This is a genomic window from Nonomuraea aurantiaca (assembly GCF_020215705.1).
Classification (GTDB): domain Bacteria; phylum Actinomycetota; class Actinomycetes; order Streptosporangiales; family Streptosporangiaceae; genus Nonomuraea; species Nonomuraea aurantiaca.
The window spans coordinates 316,557-338,244 of record NZ_JAIWNB010000011.1; the positions used below are offsets into that span (position 1 = coordinate 316,557).

22 protein-coding genes are annotated in these 21,688 nt (G+C 70.4%); 14 read left to right on the plus strand and 8 right to left on the minus strand.

Features of this window, described 5'->3' with window-relative positions; all coding sequences use genetic code 11:
- Window positions 1-195 precede the first annotated feature (195 nt).
- Window positions 196-1,146, plus strand: coding sequence for an ATP-binding cassette domain-containing protein (locus LDL49_RS26875; protein ID WP_225294566.1), 951 nt, complete (start codon window positions 196-198; stop codon window positions 1,144-1,146).
- Complete coding sequence (locus LDL49_RS26880) at window positions 1,127-1,870, plus strand: ABC transporter permease (protein ID WP_225294568.1); 744 nt, start codon at window positions 1,127-1,129, stop codon at window positions 1,868-1,870. The genes LDL49_RS26875 and LDL49_RS26880 overlap by 20 nt, the downstream gene beginning before the upstream one ends.
- A gap of 3 nt (window positions 1,871-1,873) precedes the next feature.
- Here the strand turns inward: LDL49_RS26880 and LDL49_RS26885 are convergent, their stop codons facing one another.
- Window positions 1,874-2,974 (minus strand): calcium:cation antiporter, encoded by a 1,101-nt coding sequence (locus tag LDL49_RS26885; protein WP_225294570.1) that lies wholly within the window; start codon window positions 2,972-2,974, stop codon window positions 1,874-1,876.
- A gap of 74 nt (window positions 2,975-3,048) precedes the next feature.
- On the opposite strand from LDL49_RS26885, the gene LDL49_RS26890 reads away from it, so the two are divergent.
- The 7 genes from LDL49_RS26890 to LDL49_RS26920 all read left to right on the plus strand — a co-directional run bounded on the left by LDL49_RS26890 (window position 3,049) and on the right by LDL49_RS26920 (window position 10,399).
- On the plus strand, window positions 3,049-3,555 hold the full coding sequence (locus LDL49_RS26890; RefSeq protein WP_225294572.1) for an NUDIX hydrolase: 507 nt from the start codon (window positions 3,049-3,051) through the stop codon (window positions 3,553-3,555).
- Window positions 3,556-3,594: 39 nt separating this feature from the next.
- A complete protein-coding gene (locus LDL49_RS26895) occupies window positions 3,595-3,945 on the plus strand; it encodes a PadR family transcriptional regulator (RefSeq protein ID WP_225294574.1) in 351 nt (116 codons plus the stop codon).
- Complete coding sequence (locus LDL49_RS26900) at window positions 3,942-4,826, plus strand: hypothetical protein (protein WP_225294576.1); 885 nt, start codon at window positions 3,942-3,944, stop codon at window positions 4,824-4,826. Before LDL49_RS26895 ends, LDL49_RS26900 begins: the two co-directional genes overlap by 4 nt.
- A gap of 144 nt (window positions 4,827-4,970) precedes the next feature.
- Window positions 4,971-6,710 carry a permuted SH3 domain-containing protein gene (locus LDL49_RS26905; RefSeq protein ID WP_225294578.1) on the plus strand — a complete coding sequence of 580 codons (1,740 nt, stop codon included), beginning with the start codon at window positions 4,971-4,973 and terminating at the stop codon, window positions 6,708-6,710.
- A 28-nt stretch (window positions 6,711-6,738) separates the two neighbouring features.
- Window positions 6,739-7,416, plus strand: coding sequence for an ABC transporter ATP-binding protein (locus LDL49_RS26910; protein WP_225294580.1), 678 nt, complete (start codon window positions 6,739-6,741; stop codon window positions 7,414-7,416).
- Window positions 7,416-8,594 (plus strand): ABC transporter permease, encoded by a 1,179-nt coding sequence (locus LDL49_RS26915; RefSeq protein WP_225294582.1) that lies wholly within the window; start codon window positions 7,416-7,418, stop codon window positions 8,592-8,594. The genes LDL49_RS26910 and LDL49_RS26915 overlap by 1 nt, the downstream gene beginning before the upstream one ends.
- 92 nt (window positions 8,595-8,686) lie before the next feature.
- A complete protein-coding gene (locus tag LDL49_RS26920; protein ID WP_225294585.1) occupies window positions 8,687-10,399 on the plus strand; it encodes a GMC oxidoreductase in 1,713 nt (570 codons plus the stop codon).
- Between the two features lie 70 nt (window positions 10,400-10,469).
- Here the strand turns inward: LDL49_RS26920 and LDL49_RS26925 are convergent, their stop codons facing one another.
- Both LDL49_RS26925 and argG read right to left on the minus strand, forming a co-directional pair.
- Window positions 10,470-10,685 carry a hypothetical protein gene (locus LDL49_RS26925; RefSeq protein WP_225294587.1) on the minus strand — a complete coding sequence of 72 codons (216 nt, stop codon included), beginning with the start codon at window positions 10,683-10,685 and terminating at the stop codon, window positions 10,470-10,472.
- A gap of 73 nt (window positions 10,686-10,758) precedes the next feature.
- Window positions 10,759-12,207 (minus strand): argininosuccinate synthase, encoded by a 1,449-nt coding sequence (argG, locus tag LDL49_RS26930; protein ID WP_225294589.1) that lies wholly within the window; start codon window positions 12,205-12,207, stop codon window positions 10,759-10,761.
- A 473-nt stretch (window positions 12,208-12,680) separates the two neighbouring features.
- Between argG and LDL49_RS26935 the strand changes: the two genes are divergently transcribed.
- On the plus strand, window positions 12,681-13,091 hold the full coding sequence (locus LDL49_RS26935; protein ID WP_225294591.1) for a hypothetical protein: 411 nt from the start codon (window positions 12,681-12,683) through the stop codon (window positions 13,089-13,091).
- Window positions 13,092-13,341: 250 nt separating this feature from the next.
- Here LDL49_RS26935 and LDL49_RS26940 read toward each other — a convergent pair whose 3' ends face one another.
- Together LDL49_RS26940 and LDL49_RS26945 are read right to left on the minus strand one after the other, a co-directional pair.
- Window positions 13,342-13,602, minus strand: coding sequence for a hypothetical protein (locus LDL49_RS26940; RefSeq protein ID WP_225294593.1), 261 nt, complete (start codon window positions 13,600-13,602; stop codon window positions 13,342-13,344).
- A 1-nt stretch (window position 13,603) separates the two neighbouring features.
- Complete coding sequence (locus tag LDL49_RS26945) at window positions 13,604-14,428, minus strand: class I SAM-dependent methyltransferase (RefSeq protein ID WP_225294596.1); 825 nt, start codon at window positions 14,426-14,428, stop codon at window positions 13,604-13,606.
- Window positions 14,429-14,554: 126 nt separating this feature from the next.
- Between LDL49_RS26945 and LDL49_RS26950 the strand changes: the two genes are divergently transcribed.
- Window positions 14,555-15,157 carry a TetR/AcrR family transcriptional regulator gene (locus LDL49_RS26950; RefSeq protein ID WP_225294597.1) on the plus strand — a complete coding sequence of 201 codons (603 nt, stop codon included), beginning with the start codon at window positions 14,555-14,557 and terminating at the stop codon, window positions 15,155-15,157.
- Here LDL49_RS26950 and LDL49_RS26955 read toward each other — a convergent pair.
- On the minus strand, window positions 15,152-15,586 hold the full coding sequence (locus LDL49_RS26955) for a hypothetical protein (RefSeq protein WP_225294599.1): 435 nt from the start codon (window positions 15,584-15,586) through the stop codon (window positions 15,152-15,154). The two genes, LDL49_RS26950 and LDL49_RS26955, sit on opposite strands and share 6 nt — an antisense overlap.
- Before the next feature lie 72 nt (window positions 15,587-15,658).
- Here LDL49_RS26955 and LDL49_RS26960 point away from each other — a divergent pair, with 72 nt between their 5' ends.
- The 3 genes from LDL49_RS26960 (at window position 15,659) to LDL49_RS26970 (ending at window position 17,720) form a co-directional block, all read left to right on the plus strand.
- A complete protein-coding gene (locus tag LDL49_RS26960) occupies window positions 15,659-16,123 on the plus strand; it encodes a hypothetical protein (RefSeq protein WP_225294601.1) in 465 nt (154 codons plus the stop codon).
- A complete protein-coding gene (locus LDL49_RS26965) occupies window positions 16,120-16,611 on the plus strand; it encodes an RNA polymerase sigma factor (RefSeq protein ID WP_225294603.1) in 492 nt (163 codons plus the stop codon). The genes LDL49_RS26960 and LDL49_RS26965 overlap by 4 nt, the downstream gene beginning before the upstream one ends.
- Before the next feature lie 83 nt (window positions 16,612-16,694).
- Window positions 16,695-17,720: a zinc-dependent alcohol dehydrogenase family protein gene (locus LDL49_RS26970; RefSeq protein WP_225294605.1), complete on the plus strand. Its 1,026-nt coding sequence runs from the start codon at window positions 16,695-16,697 to the stop codon at window positions 17,718-17,720.
- Here LDL49_RS26970 and helR read toward each other — a convergent pair.
- Complete coding sequence (gene helR / locus LDL49_RS26975; protein WP_225294607.1) at window positions 17,707-19,854, minus strand: RNA polymerase recycling motor ATPase HelR; 2,148 nt, start codon at window positions 19,852-19,854, stop codon at window positions 17,707-17,709. The two genes, LDL49_RS26970 and helR, sit on opposite strands and share 14 nt — an antisense overlap.
- Before the next feature lie 71 nt (window positions 19,855-19,925).
- On the minus strand, window positions 19,926-21,239 hold the full coding sequence (locus LDL49_RS26980) for a glycosyltransferase (protein ID WP_225294609.1): 1,314 nt from the start codon (window positions 21,237-21,239) through the stop codon (window positions 19,926-19,928).
- Window positions 21,240-21,688: the final 449 nt, after the last annotated feature.

The window sequence follows — 21,688 nt, forward strand, 5'->3', positions numbered from 1 at the left end:
TATAAAACCGCATTTCAGCGGCCGGAAATTGGTCATCCACAGGGTGTGTACGAGATGGCGTTTTCGCAGGTCAGGACCGTTTATGAACGTCACTTTCACGTTTGCCAAACCGGCTTTATCTGGCTCAAGCTGGTCCCGATCCTCAATCGAGCCCCCGACCTGGGGTTTCTTCGCCATGCCCGGAGGAGAACGACCATGATCCACGCCCGGGGACTGACCCGAGTGTTCAAGCTGAAGAAAGAGGCCGTCGAGGCCGTACGCGGCATCGATCTCGATGTGGAGGCCGGCCAGCTGGTCGCCTTCCTCGGCCCGAACGGCGCCGGAAAATCCACCACCCTCCGCATGCTGACCACCCTGCTGCCACCCACCTCCGGCACCGCCACGGTGGCGGGCCGGGACATCGCCCACGACCCCGCCGGCGTACGCGCCCGCATCGGGTACGTCGGCCAGAAGAACGGCGCCGGCGAGAACTTCCGCGTCCGCGACGAACTCGTCACCCACGGCCGCTGCTACGGCCTGGCCCCCGCGGAGGCGAGCAGGCGCGCCGACGAGCTGCTCGACCTGCTCGACCTGCGGCCGCTGGCCCACCGCAAGCCCGGCACGCTGTCGGGCGGCCAGCGCCGCCGCCTCGACATCGCGCTCGGCCTCGTCCACCGCCCGGAACTGCTCTTCCTCGACGAGCCGTCCACCGGCCTCGACCCCAAGAGCCGCGCCGAGGTCTGGTCGCACATCCTGCGGCTGCGTGAGGCGTACGGCACGACGCTCTTCCTGACCACCCACTACCTCGAAGAGGCCGACAGCATGGCCGAACGCGTGGTGATCATCGACAACGGCGGGATCATCGCGGACGGCACGGCAGAAGGACTCAAGAACGACCTGGCCGGCGACCGCATCACGATCACCACCGCGACGGAGCAGGAAGCGGCCACAGCCGCCGGGATGACCGGCGAGGCGGCGGTCGAGGTCGAAGGCACGACTGTGCGGCTGCGCGTCGCCAACGCGGCCACGGCCCTGCCCGAATATCTGCGCACCCTGGAGGCGATCGGCGTCAAGGTCGCCACCGCCGAGACCGCCCGCCCGACCCTCGACGACGTGTTCCTCACTCTTACCGGGAGAAGCCTCACCGATGACGACATTCCTACGTGACACCGCGACGGTCTTCACCCGCGAAATCACCCCCGCGCTGCGCGAGCCCGCAGGGCTGCTGTTCTCGATGGGGCAGCCGCTGCTGTTCCTGTTCCTGTTCGGCTCGCTGCTCGACGGGGCGGTGGGCTCGTCGTGGCAGTGGTTCGTGCCGGGCATTCTCGTCATGATGTCCCTGACGGCGCCCATGTCGTCGGGCTATCTGATGCTGGTCGAGTTGCTGGGCGGCTCGATGGAGCGGCTGATGGTCACCCCGTTGAACCGTACGGCGATGCTGGTCGGCCGGACGATGAAGGAGATGGCGGTCCTGCTCTGCCAGGCCGTGCTGATCATCCTGCTGGCGCTCCCGCTGGGCTTCCGGCTGTATCCGGCGGGCGTGCTGGCCGGGCTCGCGATGTTGATCGTGCTGGGCGTCGGCCTGGGGGCGCTCTCGTTCGTCCTCGCGATCAAGTCGGCCCCCAGCGGGAACCTGTTCTACGTGGTCACCCAGGTGGTGCTCTTCCCGGTCCTGCTGCTGTCAGGGGTGCTGCTCCCGGTGGAGACCGGGCCCGCGTGGCTGCGGGCCGTCGGACAGCTCAACCCGATCTCGTACATCGTCGAGGCCCAACGCGCCCTCTTCGCGGGCGACCTCACCAACCTGTCCATCCTGTACGGCACCGCGGCCGCCTGCCTCATCGCCGCGCTCGGCCTCTGGCTGGGCAACCGGGCGATGCGCCGGGGAGTGTGATGTTCAGGGGCTGATCGCCAAAAACAGGAACGCGGCGAACAGCACCAGGTGCACGCCGCTCTGCAGCAACGTCGCCCGCCCCGGCACCACGGTGAGCGTCGTGACGACGAAGGTCAGCCCCAGCAGCACCAGATGCGTGGCGCCGAGGCCGAGCACGAGCGGCCCCGTCAGCCAGATCGAGGCAACGGCGATGACCGGTATCGTCAGCCCGATGCTGGCCATCGCCGAGCCCAGGGCCAGGTTGAGGCTGATCTGGATCTGGTCGCGCTTGGCCGCGCGGACGGCGGCGATGGTCTCCGGCAGCAGCACCAGCAGCGCGATCACCACGCCGACCACCGCCTGGGGCAGCCCGGCCGAGGAGACCGCCAGCTCGATCACCGGCGACTCGACCTTGGCCAGGCCGACGACCGTCACCAGGGCCACGAGCAGCAGCCCGAGGCTGATCATGGTGTCCCGCGCCGACGGCCGCGGCGCGTGCTCCTCGGCGGTGGCGGGCGCACCCGCGGCCGCCTCGGTGGTGACCGGGAGGAAGTAGTCGCGGTGCCGTACGGTCTGGGTCAGCACGAACAGCCCGTACAACAGGAGCGACACCACCGCCGCGAACCCGAGTTGCGCGGCGGAGAAGGCGGGCCCCTTGGCGCTCGTCGTGAAGGTCGGCAGCGCGAGGCTGAGCGTGCTGAGCGTCGCCACCGTCGCCAGCGCGCCTCCCGTGCCCTCGGCGTTGAAGACCACCACCTTTCGCCGGAGCGCTCCCCTGAGCAGGGAGAGCCCGACGATGCCGTTACAGGTGATCATGACCGCGGCGAACACCGTGTCGCGGGCCAGTGACGCCGAATGCTCGCCACCTGAGATCATCAGACTGACGATCAGCGCCACCTCGATCACCGTCACGGCCACGGCCAGCACCAGCGATCCGAACGGCTCGCCCACCCGGTGCGCGATGACCTCGGCGTGGTGCACGGCGGCCAGGACGGCGCCGGCGAGCAGCACGGCCACGATGATCACCAGGACGGGCGGGAGAACGCGACCCCATGACAGGGCCAGAGCGAGGAGCGCCAGCAACGGGACCGCGATCGTCCATTGTTTCGTTAGGTAACGAAGCATATACAGAGCGTTGCCAAATCTTCCGGAGTTACCACCGATCATGCCTTGTCATCCGTTTTGGGGTGAAATAGACCATGGATCAAGTGATCGCGACGGAGACCGTGCCATGGATCCCGGTGGCGCACCGGCTGGAGGTCGTCCTGTCCTCCCGGCTGCCGCCGACCGGCCAGATCACCACGGCCTTCGCCGTCGTACGGGACGACGCCGACAGGATGCTGCTGACCTGCGTCGACCGGGCGGGACGCGGCTGGGACATCCCCGGCGGCCACCTCGAACCCGGCGAGTCCCCCGTGGACGCCGTCGTCCGCGAGCTGGCCGAGGAGACCGGGCTGGTGCTGGCGGCCGATGAGCTGTCTGTTTTCGCGTGGCTGCGGATCGAGCTGGCGGGGCCGGTGCCTGATGGGTACCGCTATGGGGCGCTGACGAATCTGGTGATGTTCCAGGCGCGGCTCGACTCGCCGGGGCCCGCCGTACGGCCCCCTCTGGGGTCGGAGAGTACGCGGGCCGACTGGCTCCCGGCCGAGGAGGTGGAACGGTTGTGCGCCGGGCAGAGCTGGCTGACCGCGTACCGGACGCTCTAGCCGTTGCACACGCTTCGTTTAACGGAATAATCTCGTCCCATGCCCAGGGGAACCTCAGAAGTCAGCGAGCCGATGTACTTCGTGCTCACCGCGCTGCGCGGCGGACCGCTGCACGGACACGCGATCAGCAAGTCGATCAAGGAGTTGTCCGGCGGCCGGGTCCAGCCCTCTGTCGGCACCCTCTACGGCATCCTTGAGCGGCTCAACGAGCGAGGCGTGATCGCCGTGGACCGCGAGGAGACGGTCAACGGCCGCAACCGGCGTTACTTCCGGATCACCGACGAGGGCCAGGCGCTGGTCGAAGCCGAGGCGAGACGCATGCAGGAGGCCGCGTCCCTCGTCCTGCGGCCGACCACGTTCGCCTCCCTCGTCCGCCGCCTGACCGCATGACCGCGCTCGAACGGCGCTACCGCAGGCTGCTGCTGGCCTACCCGAGGCAGTACCGCATGGCGCACGGCGACGAGTTACTCGACGTCCTGCTCGAATCGGCCGCTCCAGGACAGTCCGCCCCCGTACTCAGGGAAGTGTGGGGACTGCTCCTGGGCGGCGTGCGCACCCGCATCACCCATCAGGCGACGGGCACCGCGTGGGCGGACGGCCTGCATCTCGGGGTCACGGCGGTGTCGGCGGTGAACCTGGCCGCGCTGCTGCCGTTCACGGGCTCGCTGCCGCTGTGGACGCTGCTGTCTGCGCTCGCGCTGCTGGCGATCATGCGCGGGTGGACGCGGACGGCGTTCCTGCTCACTCTCGCCACCGGCGTCAAGGCGGTCTCCATCGCCGGCGGCTGGCAGCCCTTGGACCTCACCCTCCTGCCGGTCTACCCGTCACCACTCGCAGACCATCCCCTGTTCGAGACCAGTAGCCCGCTCGCGGTGGCCGTGGGCTACGGGGTCGCACTGTCCGGCCTGGCGGTGCTGGCCTGGCGGCGGCAGCGGCCACGGGTCCGGTCGTGGTGGTGGTTGGTGGCGGCGCTGGCGGCCGCGTGGGCGGGCCCGTCGTGGCTGCCGGAGGACACGCCGTTCCCGATCAGCCTGAGCAAGATGGCGGTCGAAGTGGTGGCGCTGGGGCTGGCCGTGGCGGGCGCGTACCTGGCCCGCGACCCGCGCTGGGCACTGGCCTCGGGCATCTACCTGGTGGTCACGTCGGGCGACCTGGGCCTGCACGGCGACCAGCTGACCAGGCAGCACCTCGCCTACTGGGGCGTGCTCGTCGTGCTGACCCTGGCGACGGCGTTCGCGCCCTACCGGCAGCGGCGGCACGCGCTGGATTGACCATGCTCTGTTAAACGTAATATGGTCCTCTGCCATGCCCAAGAGATCCCCTCTTGCTCCTGTCGTGGCGCCGGCCGCGCTGGTCGCACTCGGCGGCTGCGGGGGCACCGCCGAGAACGCGCCACAGCCGTCCCAGACGGCCCGATGAAGTCCCCCCGGAGGCTGCTCGCCTTCGTCATCGCGGGCGTCGTGGCCATCGCCGCGGCCGGCTGGGTCGTCAGCACCCGCCTGCGCTCCCCCGCCGACGAGGCCGCCCGCCGCACCGCGCCGAAGGCGTCGCTCGTCACCGCCGCCGTCGAGCGTCGCAAGCTGGTCAGCACGGTCGTGGTCAGCGGCACGCTCGAGTACGGTTCGCCGCTGCCGATCACCCTCGCGGGGGTGGTCGGTGGCACCTCGGAGCTGCAGCGGGTCACCCGGGCGCCGCGCCAGGGCAGGCTGACGGAGGGCGCGGCGTTCATGGAGGTGAACGGCCGCCCGGTGTTCGCGCTGCGCGGCTCGGTGCCGATGCACCGCACGATCGGGCCGGGCACCGAGGGCAAGGACGTCAAGCAGCTGCAGAAGGCGCTGCGCAGGCTCGGGTACGGCGGTCCTACCTCGGGGGTGTTCGACCGGGCCACGATCGCCGCCGTCACCAGGATGTACAAGAAGAAGGGGTACGAGGCCCAGCAGCCCACGCTGGCCGACCGGCAGGCCCACGACCAGTTGCGCAAGGCCGTACAGATGGCGCGGGAAACCCTGGCGACCGAGCAGAACACGCTCGACCAGGGGCGTGACGTACTCCCGCTCAAGGTCAAGCTGACCAACGCCAAGGCGGACCTGAAGTCGGCGCGCGCCGCGCTGAAGGAGGCCGAGCGGCAGCGGCTCACTCCGGAGGACGACGCCAAGCTGGCGGCGGCCGACGCGACCGTACGCGCGGCCGAGGAGAAGCTGCTCGAAGCCGAGCAGGCCCTCAGCGCCGCCAGGGCGCAGCCGACCGCCGCCCCGACCGCCACCTCGACCGCCCTGCCCACCGCCACCGCCGCGCCTCAGCCGACCCAGGACACGAGCCTGCTGGAGCTGAAGGTACGCAACGCCAGGGCCGATCTGGACCAGGCCCAGGAGGCGTACGGCCGGATCAAGGAGGAGTCGCGGCAGGCCCGCGAGAAGCTGCTGGAAGAGCTGCGCAAGACCGAGCGCACGGCCAAGGACGGGCTGGTCACGGCCGAGCAGGCGCTGCGCCAGGCCCGGCGGCTCTCCCCCACCAAGCTCAAGGTGGCCGACGCGGCCAAGGACGTGAGCGCGGCCAGGTCGCTGCTGGCGGAGTTCGAACGGACCTACGGCACGGCGATTCCGCCGGGCGAGATCGTGTTCCTGCCGAAGCTGCCCGCGCGGGTGCAGAAGGCCGCGGTGAAGGCGGGCGAAGCCGTCGAGAAGGAGATCGCCACAGTGACCAGCTCGACGTTCATGGTGACGGGATCGGTCGAGAACGCGGAGGCCGACCTGCTGCGCACGGGCATGAGCGCGGTCATCGAGCTCGAGTCGGGCAAGACGTACCCGGCGGCGCTCACCGCGGTCGGCGAGAAGGCCACGGTGCCCGGCCAGGAGAAGGGCGCCGAGGGCACGCAGCCGGTCCTGCTCACGCCGAGCTCGGCGAAGGGGCTCAAGGGCCAGTCGGGCGCCACGGTCACGGCCAGGGTGACGGTGGGGGCGACCGAGGAGCCGGTGCTGGTGGTCCCGGTGGCCGCCATCGTCACAGGGGCCGACGGCAAGGCGCGCGTGCAAGTGGAGTACGCCACGGACAAGACCAAGGAGGTCGAGGTCCGCACCGGCCTGACCGCCGACGGGAACGTCGAGGTCACCGGCGCGCTCAACGCCGGCGACCGGGTGGTGGTCAGCGGTGCCTGAGCCTGGCGTCGCATCAACCAGCTCAGCGGTGCCCGAGCCGGTCATCGAGCTGACCGCCGTGTGCAGGGACTACCCCGCGCAGCCGCCCGTCCGCGCGCTCGACGACGTCTCGTTCCGGGTGGCGCGCGGCGACTACCTGGCGATCGTCGGCCCGTCGGGCTCGGGCAAGTCCACGCTGCTCAACGTCCTGGGCCTGCTGGACCGGCCCAGCTCGGGCAGCTACCGCCTGGACGGCACCGAGACCACTACCCTGCGCGACGGCGAGCGGACCGAACTGCGCGGCGACCGCATCGGCTTCGTCTTCCAGTCCTTCCACCTGCTCGCCCACCGCAGCGTCGTGGAGAACGTGATGCTCGCGGAGATCTACGGCGGCCACCCGCGTAAGGGCAGGCGGGAGCGGGCACTGGGCGCGCTGGAGCGGGTCGGGCTCGGCCACCGGGTGAACTTCCTGCCCGACCGCCTGTCCGGCGGCGAACGCCAGCGCGCGGCCATGGCCAGGGCCCTGATGGGCGAGCCGTCCCTGCTGCTGTGCGACGAGCCCACCGGCAACCTCGACAGCCGCAACACCGAGGCGGTGCTCGACCTGTTCGACGAGCTGCGCGAGCAGGGGCTGACGATCGTGGTCATCACGCACGAGCGGGAGGTCAGCACGCGCGCCGGTCGCCGGGTGCGGATCACCGACGGCGTGCTGGTGGAAGAGGCGTGATGCACGTACGGGATCTCGTCGGCGAGGCCGTCGCGGGCATGCTCGCCAGGCCGGTGCGCTCCGCGCTCACCACGCTCGGCACCGTGCTGGGCATCACCACGCTGGTCATCACGCTCGGCGTGGCCGCCACCGCGGGCAACCAGATCGTCGGGCGCTTCGACGAGCTGGTCGCCACGGCCATCACGGTGGAGGTGCCCGAGAGCACGAACGGGCCGCTGGTCGCCTGGGACTCGCTCGACCGGGTGACCCGGCTGCGCGGGGTGGTCTCCGCCGCGGCGGTGGCCGAGACCAAGGACAGCTCCAACCTCTCCGTCCGTTCTAACGACCTCGTCGACCCGGCCAGGGTGACCACGCAGACCCTGACCGTACTGGCCGCCACGACCGGCCTGCCCGAGGCCGCCAGGGGCCGGATCGTGCAGGGCAGGTTCTACGACGTCGGCCACGTCAAGCGGGCGGACCGGGTGGCCGTGCTCGGCGACCAAGCGGCCAAGATGCTCGGCGTCACCGATCTCGACCGGGCTCCGGCGATCTTCATCGGCAAGCACGCGTACACGGTCATCGGCATCCTCGGCGACCTGCGCCGCGAACGGAACCTGAGCAGCGCCGTCATCGTGCCGCCCACGGTGGGCAAGCAGTTCGGGCTGCGTGACGTGACCAGAGTGCTGGTCAACACCAGCCTGGGCGCCGCCGACCTGATCGCCGGGCAGGCGCCGGACGCGCTCTCCCCCGGCAACGGCGACCAGCTGCAGGTCATCGCCCCGCCCAGCCCCACCCGGGCGCGCGACCAGGCGCAGGACGACGTCAACGCGCTCTTCCTGATCCTCGGCCTGGTCTCGCTCGCGGTGGGCGCGGTCGGCATCGCCAACGTCACGCTCGTCACGGTGATGGAGCGCGTCGCCGAGATCGGCCTGCGCCGCTCGCTGGGCGCGGCTCGCCGCCACATCGCCGCGCAGTTCCTGCTGGAGTCGACGCTGATCGGGCTCGCGGGCGGCGTGATCGGCGCGAGCGTCGGCGTGGTCGCCGTCGTCGCCGTCTCGGCCGCCAAGCAGTGGACGCCGCTCCTGGACGTACGGCTGGCGATCGGGGCGCCCATCGCCGGAGCCGTGGTCGGGCTGCTCGCCGGCCTGTACCCGGCGCTGCGGGCGGCCAGAATGGAGCCGGTGGACGCGCTCAGGTAGCTTTTCGATCAGGCAGCCCGCACCTGAGGCGGCGCGGTGAAACGGCGGCGCGGAGGATTGCGGGAAGGACTTTCGCGGGGTCTACTTCGTCCATGGCACTCCCCGAACTCGTCCCCTCCGGGCAGCCGGTGGACGTCCAGAAGACCAGTTTCTCGCTCGATGTTCTCGGGCGCTTCTTCTGCAGCACCTGGCAGGAGGCGACGGGCAGCGGCGGGCCGCCGTTCTCGGCGGTGGTGGTCGGCGGCGGGATGTACGGGGCGTACTGCGCGACCAAGATCTACCGGCGGCACCCGGGCAAGCGGGTGCTGCTGCTGGACGCCGGCCCCTACCTGGTGCCCGAGCACGTGCAGAACCTCGGCCGTATCGGGCTCAACGTCCCCGCGCCCATCGCCCCCGGCGCCGATCCGCGGGTGCCCCGGGAGCTGGTGTGGGGGCTGCCGTGGCGGGGCAACGTCGACTTTCCCGGGCTCGCGTACTGCACCGGCGGCAAGTCCCTCTACTGGGGAGGCTGGTGCCCCCGGCTGACGGCGGACGATCTCCGGCATTGGCCGGCGTCGACGGCCGCGTACCTGGAGAGCGCCTACCTGGAGGTGGAGAGCGAGATCGGCGTCGTGCCCGCGACCGATTTCATCGCGGGAGACCTCTATACGACGCTGTTCGAGGCGTTCGCGAGTGCCACCGCCGTGACACCGGGGTTCGAGACCGGCATCGGCGATCGCGGCGCCGAGGTCGCACCGCTCGCGGTGCAGGGGGACTCACCGGTGTCCGGCCTGTTCAGCTTCGACAAGTACAGCGGCCTGCCGATGCTCATGGACGCGGTCCGCGAGGATGTGGCCGCCTCCGGGGGACGCGACGCGGACCGGCGGCTCTTCGTGGTGCCCCTGACACACGTCCTCCGGGCGCACGCTGTCGACGGTGTGGTGACCGGGATCGACGTCGACGCCGCCGGACGGCCGGAGTCCCTGCAGATCTCCCCCGACTGTGCGGTGATCCTCGCCGCGAGCGCGGTGGAGACCACCCGGCTCGCCCTGGGCTCGTTCCCCACCCCGCTCATGGGCCGCAATCTGATGGCGCACGTACGCAGCGACTTCACCGTCCGGATCCGCCGTACGGCGCTGCCCCCGCTGCCCGAACACGTGCAGACCGGCGCGCTGCTCCTACGCGGCCTGGTGCCCGCCGGCCGTTTCCACATCCAGATCACCGCGTCGACGAGCCAGGGCGGATCCGACGAGCTCCTGTTCCGCATGCTCCCGGACATGGACCTGCTCGAACGGCAGCTGGCCAACACCGATCCCGACTGGATCACCGTCACGCTGCGCTGCGTCGGCGAGATGCACGGGGACCGGACGAGCGAGATACCGGACCCGGACAAGAGCTGGATCAATCTCAGCCCGCACGAGGTCGACGAGTACGGCATAGCGCGCGCCTACCTGCACCTCACGCTCGATCCGCGGGATGAGCAGGTCTGGGAGGCCATGGACGGCGCGGCGCTCGCCATCGCCCAGGCGGTCTCCGGCTCGCCGGACCAGATCCAGTACCTGTACGACAACGTGTGGCAGGCGCAGCCGTTCCCCCTGGACCGGCCGTTCCCGGAATGGCATCGGGGGCTCGGGACGACCTACCACGAATCCGGCACGCTGTGGATGGGCGACGATCCCGCCACCTCGGTGACCGACCCGGTGGGCCGCTTCCATCACCTGCGGAACGCCTATGCCTGCGACCAGTCGTTGTTCCCGACGGTCGGATCGGTCAATCCGGTCCTCACCGGACTGACCCTCGCCCGGCAACTGGCCGAGCGGATCTGACCGCCTCTTACCGCACCTGAACGGAACGCCGCCTCCCTTGCGGGAGACGGCGACCATGACCGTGCGAGTGCTACCGAACCCAAAGGGGGTAGTAGCCGGGGCTACCCGTGCAGTCGTACTGGCTGAAGCCCTCCCGGACATACTGCTGGCCCATGTCGATGCACTTGGACTTGGTGGTGTAGACGCCGATGTACACCCAGCCGGCCGCCTGTGCGGGGGTGCTGAGCACGCTGACGCCCATGACCGCGATGGCTGTCGTGAGAAGTGCGGCACGTAGACGCGACATGTGTCTCCTTCATACCGGGGTTACGCGAAGATCATGTTAGGGCATGGTCCGAAACGCGATCTCGGCGAGCCGGTCAGTCGTTGCCGAGCTCCATCGCGGCGCGGTCGAGCATCTCCTCGTCCTCGGAGACCTCGCCGCGTGAGGCGATGGCCTCGGCGCCGCCCTGCGGCATGTCGCCGATCAGCGGGGTTGAGGGCGTCTGGGAGGCGTCGATGAGCGCGGGATGGGTGGGGCCGAGCATGCCGAGGCTCGCGTACTGCTCCAGCTTGGCGCGCGAGTCGGCGATGTCGAGGTTGCGCATGGTGAGCTGGCCGATCCGGTCCACCGGCCCGAACGCCGAGTCCTCCGTACGCTCCATCGACAGCTTGTCCGGGTGGTAGCTGAACGCCGGGCCGGACGTGTCGAGGATCGAGTAGTCCTCACCGCGCCGCAACCGCAGCGTCACCTCGCCGATGACCGCCGTGCCGACCCAGCGCTGCAGCGACTCCCGGACCATGAGCGCCTGCGGGTCGAGCCAGCGGCCCTCGTACATCAGCCGGCCGAGCCGCCGTCCCTCGCTGTGGTAGCTCGCCAGCGTGTCCTCGTTGTGGATCGCGTTGACCAGCCGTTCGTACGCGGCGTGCAGCAGCGCCATCCCGGGCGCCTCGTAGATGCCGCGGCTCTTGGCCTCGATCACCCGGTTCTCGATCTGGTCCGACATGCCCATGCCGTGCCGGCCACCGATCGCGTTGGCCTCCATCACCAGGTCGACCGGGCTGGCGAACTCCTTGCCGTTGATCGTCACCGGGCGGCCCTGGTCGAAGCCGATGGTCACGTCCTCGGTGGGGATCTCGACCGTGGGGTCCCAGAACCGCACGCCCATGATCGGGTCCACCGTCTCGATGCCGTTGTCGAGGTGCTCCAGGGTCTTGGCCTCGTGGGTGGCGCCCCAGATGTTGGCGTCGGTCGAGTAGGCCTTCTCGGTGCTGTCGCGATAGGGCAGGCCGTGGGCGAGCAGCCACTCCGACATCTCCTTGCGCCCGCCCAGCTCGGACACGAAGTCCGCGTCGAGCCAGGGCTTGTAGATGCGCAGGTGGGGGTTCGCGAGCAGGCCGTAGCGGTAGAACCGCTCGATGTCGTTGCCCTTGAACGTCGAGCCGTCGCCCCAGATCTGCACGTCGTCCTCGAGCATCGCCCGGACCAGCAGGGTCCCGGTGACCGCCCGGCCGAGCGGGGTGGTGTTGAAGTAGGCCCGCCCGCCCGATCGGATGTGGAACGCGCCGCAGGTCAGCGCGGCCAAGCCCTCCTCGACCAGCGCCGCGCGGCAGTCGACCAGGCGCGCGATCTCAGCTCCGTACGTCGTCGCGCGACCGGGCACCGAGGCGATGTCGGGCTCGTCGTACTGGCCGATGTCGGCGGTGTAGGTGCACGGGACGGCGCCCTTGTCGCGCATCCACGCGACGGCGACCGAGGTGTCGAGACCACCCGAGAAGGCGATGCCGACCCGCTCGCCGGTGGGCAGGGAGGTGAGAACCTTGGACATGAGACAAGAGTATGCATTGGTTCGCATGGTCATGCAAGACTCGGCGCGGGCCATGGCTTCCGCGTGCGACAGTTTTGGTCAACGACAAGATCGTTTTTTCCCTGCGCTCGGGCGGAGTCTCCACCGCTCCCCCCGGTTGCGGCACGGTGGAGCCGGTCAAGGAGAGCGCCGGAATGCACCTGCCGGCCTGGCCGTGGATCGGCACGCCGGGGCCGGGCGGCCGGCCAGAGCCGGACCCGGTGCTCGAACGTGGGCACCACCTCGGGTGGCGAGAGCTTCTACCGGCAGCGGGACGGCTCGCTGGAAAGGCGAGTGATCGGCCACCCTCTCACGCTCGAACCGCCGACCCAGGACCGCTTCGGCAACCATCGCGCTCCGAAAGCGGTCGAGGCGGTATTGTCGCCGTCTCGACCGCCTAGACCGCGGTAAAAATGGTTCGGCCCCATTTGCTACCCGCGTGTTACCGTCGGCTCATGGTCCGGCCGATCCTCCCGCCGTCTTCAGATATCGCCCGCATTCGGCGGACCATTTTCTATGCGGATACGGTGAGTGCGCTCGTCATCTTAGGAACAGGTGCTGTTTTTCGGCTAAGCAACCAGACGGCTTTTTCCGGCTTCCTATCGGCGGGGACGGGCCTGGTGTCGCAAGCGTGCGCCCCCGTGGCCGCCATCATTTGTCTGTTAGGGATCTGGCGCCGGCCCAGCACCGGTAAATCTCTGCTGGACCTCTCCAGCCCCAGTGAGCAGCGCGCCGCGTCCAAGTCGGCACAGTTGGACCGGGCGGTTCAGGCGCTCTACTGGAAACTGATTGTGCTTCGCATCGCCACCAGGATCGTCATCGTGCAGGCCGCCTTGTACGGCGTTTCTGCTGTGGTGCCCTATTGAATATGTCGCCCGATGAGCGCTACTCCGCCCCCGCAGCGTGTAGGACGCCTCCAGCAGCCCGCCGCCATTGCCGTACCCGTACGACAGGCGCTTGTCCGGGTTCGCGATACGGGCGGCCGTGCCGTACACCTCGCCGATCCGCGCGTCGTCCGCGCGCTCCTGCGACCTAGATCAAATCGGGTAAGGCGCACCATAGCCGCCCCTTACCGGGACGGCAGGGGAATCATGCGCGAGTCCCGAGCCTGGGTGGTCAGGGCCGGAGGCCGGCCCGTTTGATGACCCGGATCACGGGCGCGGTCTGGATCTCGCCGATCAGCGCCAGGGTGCCGAGGCGCTCGGTGAGGTATTGGTCACCGGCATGAACGACAGCACTTTCCAGTACGTGAACGTGGCACTGTGGGAAGACGTCGAGTCCTACCGTGCCGTCTTCCGGAACTTCACCCCAGCCGGGCAGCGCGTACCCGGCGTCAAGGCGTATCCGGGCTTGTTCGAGGTGTGTGCGGAGGTGCACCCTAGCGGGGGTTCAGCGACGCGGTGATCGCCATTGTGGTGTAGGCCATGGTGAAGCCGCCGCCGATCGCGTCGATGGCGGCACCGACGCCCGCCAGCACCTCGGCCAGCTGGTCCGGTGGGAGCTGGGTGAGCGCGCCGGTGGTGGGCAAGAGGTCGAGCCAGTCGTCGCGGCTGTAGTGCCGCTCCCAGTCGAACCGCCACTGTTCCGGCTCGCCGAACGCGGCCGCCTTCCGGATGCCGTCGGCGAACAGGGCGAACATCGCCTGGTAGACGTCCTGGGCCGGCCTCGGCGGTCCGGCGCTGAGCGGCGAGTCGGGCGCCACCTTCCGGAAGACGGTGGCGAACGCCTCCGCGACGAAGGGCGGCGGGTCGTACGCGTGCGCGAACACCGCCAGCAGGCCGCCGGGACGCAGCACCCGCGCCGCCTTGGCGGCGCCCGCGACGGGGTCCACCCAGTGCCAGGACTGCCCGGCGACGACCGCGTCGAAGGTACGGCCGGCGGCGTCCCATTCCTCGAACGTCACCACCTCGACCTCGATCCCGGTACGGCGGGCGAACTCGGCCATCCGGATGTCCGGCTCGACACCCAGCACGTTGCACCCGGCCGCCAGGAACTGGCGGGCTTCTATGCCGGTGCCGCAGCCGACGTCGACGATGTCGAGACCGGGGCTGGCGGCGATGATCTGCCGTACCAGAGCGTCGGGATATTCGGGCCGGGCCCGGTCGTAGCGTTCGGCGTCGACGCCGAACGACTCCGCCATCTGCCTGGCCTTATGGGGCTCGTTCCGCGACGGCTCTGGGTGCTCCTGCGATAAAGTGGGCATGCGCCCACCATAGTGGGCAGGCGCCCACTCGACAACCGGGCAGCCGTTCGCGGTGAGCGAAGGGCTGGCGAAGGGCGGGTGAGGGGTGAGCGAGGGTGGGTGAAGGCTTGTGAAGGAGGACGGGCGATGCCGACTGGAGTGGCCCTCCGGGATGTGCGGCAACAGTTGTTCGAGGCCGCCGAGCGCGTCCTGCTCCGGGACGGGGCGCCCGGCCTGACCAGCCGGGCGGTCACGGCGGAGGCGGGCGTCGCCAAGGGTGTCCTGCACCGGCACTTCGAGGACTTCGACGCCTTCCTCGCCGAGCTCGTTCAGGACCGCATCGCCCGGCTGGAGGGCCAGGCCGCCGCCCTTCGCGCCTCCGCCGGGACCGGCGACGTCGCCGGCAACCTGACCGGGGCGCTGACGGACCTGTTCGACTCGGTCGCCGTGGCGATAGTCGGTCTCGTCATCTTCCGGGATGAGTTGCGGGCCCGGCTGTCGCGGGCCCGGCCGGCTTTCGGCATCCCGGTCCTGACGGATGCCGTGGCCATGATCGCCGCGTACCTGAACGAGGAGTGCGAGCTGGGCCGCATCGCGGCCGACGCCGACGTGGAGGCGCTGGCGCTCTCCCTGATCGGGGCCGGGCACCTGCTGTTCGCCGGCCGGGACGGCGTCGCGCTGGAGCCGGAGGAGGTCGGCAAGGTGGTGAACGCCGTCATCGCCGACGTCGTACAGAGACGCCTGCTATGAGCTGATGCTCACCGGCCGCCGAGCGCGCACCAGGACGATGCCGACCGCGAGCGTCATGGCCAGGCAGACAGGGGTGTAGAGGAACAGGTTCAGCCAGTAGAACGGGCTTGCGGTGTCTGTACCGAAGCCGAAGGCCCAGACCAGGCCGACAAGCCCGCGCACCAGCACACCGGCGCCCACGGCCATGGTGACCGCCCTGGCCGGCCATCCGCCCCGCCCTCCGGAGGCCGCCGCCACCGACAGGGCCCCCACGCTCAGCACGAGGATGAGCGGCAGCAGGACCCGTGGGGTGAAGGGCACCTCGGCGTTGAGGACGGCCAGCGAGAGCGCCCGGGGGTCGGCGATGGGCCGGACCACCCAGAACAGATGGACGAGTGCGTCGAGAAGCAGGACGGCGGCCGCGAACGCGCCGGGGCGTGAGATGTTCATGCCCTCCAAGAGGCGGCGAACTCGCCGATGGTTCCATGGAACCTTCTGCCCCCGAGCCGCCTCTGGAAAGACATGGACTGGCCTGTTGCCGACCTGGACCCGGTGCGCCGGCTGCGCGTGCTCGCCGCCGGCGTGCCCGGTGCGCGGGTCGCCGAGCGGATTCTTCCCGACCCCTTCGAGCTGGTCTGGGAGGTGGCAGGCGACCTGGAGCGGGAGTTCGGCACCTTCGAGCCCGACATGCGGCGCCTGCGGATCGTCGCGGACGACGGAGGCGGGCGGCTGGTGGCCGAGGCCCGCAGCAAGTACGGCATGCGCGCCCGCTTCGACGTCGACCTGCGGCCCGGCTGGTGCTGGATGCAGAGCAGGTTCCTGCTCGTCGGCCTGGCCGCGACCGCCGTTCCGGAAGGCACGCTGGTGGCGCAGACCGGCGGCATCCGCGTGCCCGGACGTAGCGCGCTGGTGCCCCTGGGAGTCAGGACGGCCGGGGAGAAGGCCCTGGCCCGGCTGGCGGCGCGGGTCGCCGAGCGGGCCCGATGAGCGCGGCGGCGCTCGTTGTGGCCGCTCAGCGCGGCGACACGATGGCGATGAACGACCTGCTCCGCGAGCTGACGCCGTACCTCGGCCGGATCTGCGGGCCCATCGCGCTCGACAGCGGACAGGACGCGGTCCAGGAGGCGTTGATCGCCGTCTTCCGCAACCTGCCCGCGCTGCGCGAGCCCGACGCGCTGTACGGCTGGGCGCGCGCGATCGCCGTGAGAGAGGCCGTCAGGATCGCCAGGCGCGACAACCGCGTCGGTCCCGCGGAGCCGGGCGACCTGCCGTCGCGGCAGGACGTGGAGGGCGCGGTGGACATCCGCGACGTGCTGGAACGGCTCACGCCCGAGCACCGCGCCGTGCTGGTGCTGCGCGATGTCGAAGGGCTCGACGAGGCCACCGCGGCCAGGCTGCTGGCGGTGCCGGTGGGCACGGTCAAGTCCCGGCTGGCGCGGGCCCGGCTGAGCTTCCGCAAAGCCTGGCAATCGTGAGCGATTCCCTGAGGGGAATTGTCCAATGTCATGGCTCGCCCGGAGGATCCTCACGTACCCGAAGCGTGGGGGAAGGACGTGCGATGAAGAGCTATCACCTGCAACCGGGACGCGGGCTCGCCGGGCTGACCGTCGAGGACCGGGACGAGCCCGCGCCGGGGCGCGGGCAGGTCGTGGTCAGGATCCGTGCGAACGGGCTGGGCTATCGCGACCTGATGGTGCTGGCCAACGACTATCCGCTGCCGATCAGGCCCGGCGTCGTGCCCGGCTGCGAGGGCGTGGGCGAGGTCGTGGCCGTCGGCGAGGACGTGACCCGGGTCAGGCCGGGCGAGCGGGTGGCGGCCACCGTGTTCCCGCGCTGGCAGGACGGGCCCTTCCTGCTGGAGAACGCCGCCCAGCTCGGCACCATGACCGACGGTGTGCTGGCCGAGTACGCGGTGCTGAGCGAGGACGGCGTGGTGCCCATCCCCGAGCACCTGTCGTACGAGGAGGCGGCGGCGCTGCCGCTGGCGGCCGTGACCGCGTGGAACGCGCTGACCTCCGGCGGCGTCCCACGGCCCGGCCAGACCGTGCTGACGCTCGGCTCGGGTGGGGTGTCGCTGTTCACGCTGATGTTCGCCAAGCTGTGCGGCGCCCGGGTGATCATGACGACGTCCGGCCCGGACAAGGCGGAGCGGCTGCGGAAGCTCGGCGCCGACGAGGTGATCGACTACCGGGCGAACCCGTCGTGGTCGGCGGAGGTCCGCGCACTCACCGACGGCGTCGGCGCCGATCGCGTCATCGACCCGGCGGGGCCGCTGGAGCAGTCGCTGAAGTCGGTGGCCTTCGGCGGCGAGGTGGCGTTCGTCGGTTACCGGCTGTCCGGTGCCGAGGGCGCCCGGCCGGTCGACCCGGCGCTGCTGTTCGGGGCGGGCGCGGTGCTGCGCGGGGTGGCGACCGGCAGCCGCGCCCACTTCCTCCAGGTCAACCGCGCGGTCGCCACGCACCGGCTGCGTCCCGTCCTCGACCGGGTGTTCCCGTTCGAGGACGTCCACGAGGCGTACCGCTACTGCGAGGCGGGTGGCGGCTTCGGCAAGATCGTCATCAGCCACGACCTCAGGAGCTCGTGAGGATGACGAGTTGCCGGGTCGCCCGGGTCATCGCGACATAGCGGTCGACCGCTCCTTCGATGCCCTCGCCGAACGCCTCCGGGTCGACGAGGACGACCAGGTCGAACTCGAGTCCCTTCGACAGCTCCGGGGTCAGCGACCGGACGCGGGACGTCGTACGGAATGTGGGATCGCCGATGACGCACGCGATCCCTTCGGCGTGTTCGGCGAGCCAGCTGTCGAGGATGGAGCTCAGCTCCGAGACGGACCCGTGCACGACGGGGGCGTCGCCGCGGCGGATGGAGGTCGGCACGTTGGCGTCCGGGAGCACGGCCCGGATCTCCGGCTCGGCCTCCGTCATGATCTCTTCCGGCGTCCGGTAGTTGACGCTCAGGGAGGCCAGATTGATCCGGTCGAGCCCGATCCGCTCGAGCCGTTCCTGCCACGACTCCGTGAAGCCGTGCCTGGCCTGGGCGCGATCCCCGACGATGGTGAAGCTGCGGGACGGGCATCGGAGCAGCAGCATCTGCCACTCCGCGTCGGTCAGTTCCTGAGCCTCGTCCACGACGATGTGCGCGAACGGGCCGGCGAGCAGGTCCGGTTCGATGCTGGGCAGCACGGTCTCGTCGACCAGAGAGACCTTCGCGTCCTGCCCGCGCAGCATCGTCACCAGCCCTTCACCGTCGTCATCGGCGGCGAGCAGGTTGTCGACGACCTTGTCCATCTGCTCACGTTGGGCGGCGAGAGAGGCGTCATGCCGACGCTTACGGCGCGCCGCCTCCGGGTCGCCGAGCCGCTGCCGGGCCGCGTCCAGGAGCGGCAGGTCGGACACCGTCCACGCCTGGGCGTCCGCGCGCTGCAGCGCCCGAACCTCGTCAGGGCTGAGCCAGGGAGCGCACATCCGGAGGTAGGCGGGTACGGACCACAGGTCTCCGACGAGGTCGGCCGCCTCGATCAGCGGCCATGCCTTGTTGAAGACCGTGAGCAGCTCCCTGTCCCGCAGCAGCGCCTTGCGGAGCAGGTCGGGCGAGACGTCGCCGTCGTGCTTGTCCATCAGGATCGTGAGCAGTTCCTGCCAGATCTGGTCGCGCGCCTCGTTGTGCGGAGTGCCGGGATCCGGCGCTTGGAACGCCTCGGCCCAATCCTCGACGCTCAGCCAGATGTCGGACCAGGGGGTCGTGATCGTCATCCCCTTGGTCGGCGGGTTCTCGTAGAACCTGACGGCCGGCTCGATCGCCTGCGTCAGGTTCACGGACGACTTCAGGCGGGCCACGTTCGGGTCGGCCTCGATCGCCGCCCCTGCTCCCTCGGCGACGAGGTCTCGCAGGGTGCAGGTCTGCACGCCCTCCTCTCCGAGACTGGGCAGGACGTCGGCGACGTACGCCAGGTAGGGCTGGTGCGGACCGACGAACAGGACGCCGCCCCGGCGGTGACCGAGGCGAGGGTCGGAGTAGAGGAGGTAGGCGGAGCGGTGCAGCGCGACGACGGTCTTGCCCGTCCCCGGACCGCCGTCGACGACGAGAGCGCCCCGGGATCCCGCGCGGATGATGGCGTCCTGGTCGGCCTGGATGGTGCCGAGCACGTCGCGCATCCGTGCCGACCGGTTGCTGCCCAGACTGGCGATGAAGGCCGACTGGTCGTCGAGCGCGGCGTGCCCGACCAGCCCGTCCGAGGTGAACACCTCGTCCCAGTAGTCGCTGATCCGGCCGCGCGTCCAGCGATACCTGCGGCGGCTCGCCAGGCCCATCGGGTTGGCGTGGGTGGCTCCGAAGAACGGCTCAGCCGCGGGGGAACGCCAGTCGAGCAACAGTTGACGGCCCGCGCTGTCCCTGAGGCCGAGCCGTCCGACGTACACGGGCTCGGGGTCGTCCGCACTGACCATGTGCCCGAGGCACAGGTCCAGACCGAAGCGGCGCAGCGCGCGCAGGCGAGCGGTCAGCCGGTGGATCTCCATGTCCCGGTCCATCGCCGCCCGGCCTATGCCGCCGGGCGCCTTGCGCTCGGTGTCGAGGCGGTCGGACAGGTCGGCGATCGACTGCTCAAGGCTCTCCGCGATGGCCGCGAAGTGCTGCTCGTCGCCGGCGATCAGCGCCGGGTCGGCCTTGACGGCGAGACGCTCGGGAAGGTCGAACGCGCTGGTGGTGAGGGGGTTCACGGGGTTCAAGTTAAAGCTCCGATCTGAGGTCGCTTGCGACCATGACGCACGGCAAGGCGGTTCCGCGAGGTTCACGCGGACACGGACGGCCTCTCCTGGCTGACCGCGTGGTTCACGCCGGACACGGGCGGCCTCTCCCGGCTGACCGCGTGGTTCACGCCGGACACCGGCCCCCTTTCCCGGCCGGCCGCGTCGAGCAGCAGCTTCGCGGCCACCGCCGCCCCGTCGGTACGGATCGTGCCGGCCACGGCGGTCGCTCGTGCGCGGGTCTCGGGGGTCAGGACCGTCCTGAGCGCGGCCGACAGGGACTCGGTGGTCGGAATCGGGCCGTCGTGTGCCGTACCGATGCCCAACTCGGCCACCCGGCCGGCCCAGTACGGCTGGTCCGTCCCCTGGGGGACCACCACCTGTGGCGCGCCGGCCCGCGCGGCCGTCGTCGTGGTGCCCGCGCCGCCGTGATGCACGACGGCGGCCACCCGGCCGAACAGCGCCTGATGGTTGACCTCGCCGACCACGAAGCAGTCGTCGCGGTCGTCGATCAGGGCCAGGTCGGCCCAGCCGCGGGCCACGACCGCGCGATGGCCCCGCGCGTGGATCGCCTCGATGGCCTCCTGGGCGACGTCCGTCGATGTACGCATGGGCATGCTGCCGAACCCTACGTACACGGGCGGTGTGCCGGCGTCCAGGAACGCCACCAACTCGGCCGGAAGCGGGCGAGCATCGGGCAGGATCCACGCGCCGGTCTGGACGACGTCGAGATCCGGCGTCTCCTGCCGTGGGTCCAGGATCGGGTCCGTCGCCAGCCACGGCTGGTCGCCGATGACGTAGTCACGGACGTTGTCCACCGGTGGCAGGCCGATCGACGCCCGGTTGGTGTTGAGCGCCGCGCCGAACAGCTCGTTGATGCTCTGGGCGTCCAGGTCCCACAGCACCCGGTTGTCGGTCACCTCCGGCGGGAACGGCCGGCCAGGATACGCCAGCGGCGGGTAGTGCGGCGACGGCAGGGGGCTCTGCTGGAAGGTCACGAGCACGGAGCGGAGGCCCAGCTTCTCGGCCACCGACCGCGCGCCGGCCATGGCCGGCATCATGCCGGTCGCCACCAGCACGTCGCATCCCTCGGCCGCCGCGGTGACCGCGTCGAACTGGGCGGCGATCAACTCGGCCGCGCGCTGGGGCAGGGATGACGGCCGCGGCGCCCCGGTCGTCAGCGCGCGCGCCGACCGGCCGACCGGCACCAGCGGCACGCCGACCCCGGCCAACCGCTGGGCGAAGTCCTCGTCCGGCGGCGCGCACACCCGTACCTCCGCGCCGTGTTCGCGCAGCCGCACCGCGAGTGCCACCAACGGCTCGACGTCCCCGCGTGAACCGTACGTCGACAACAACACCCGCACTCCGTGCCCCCCGTTTCCTGGCGTCTTGGCCTTCGGCCGCTGATTCTGCGGCACGACCGGGGTCTTGCCGCAAGCCCCCCGGTGCGCTATACGTTGAGAGTGGAAAGGCGCGGGTCATCCCCTTTCCCCCTTCGCGAAGCGGCGCTGTGCCGCGTATCGCCGCCTCGGTTCGTTGAAGCCGATCTTAAGTCGCGTTCGGTATTGACAAATTGGGGCTCCGTACGTCACCATGGAAATGCGACCGGAACGATGGGTCTGCGCAAGCGTGGACAAATTGGATTTGAGCGAGTACGCTCGCACTTCCACGCTGCCTTTCTGACGACCCGCTCCGCTTGCTCACGTTGCGAGGTTGTCTGGCGTGCGTGTAGTCAGTCCGCCGCGAGCCCTCGGAAGGACATCTGTTGGCAGCCTCGCGCAACGCCTCCGCCGTACCCGCTGGTCCC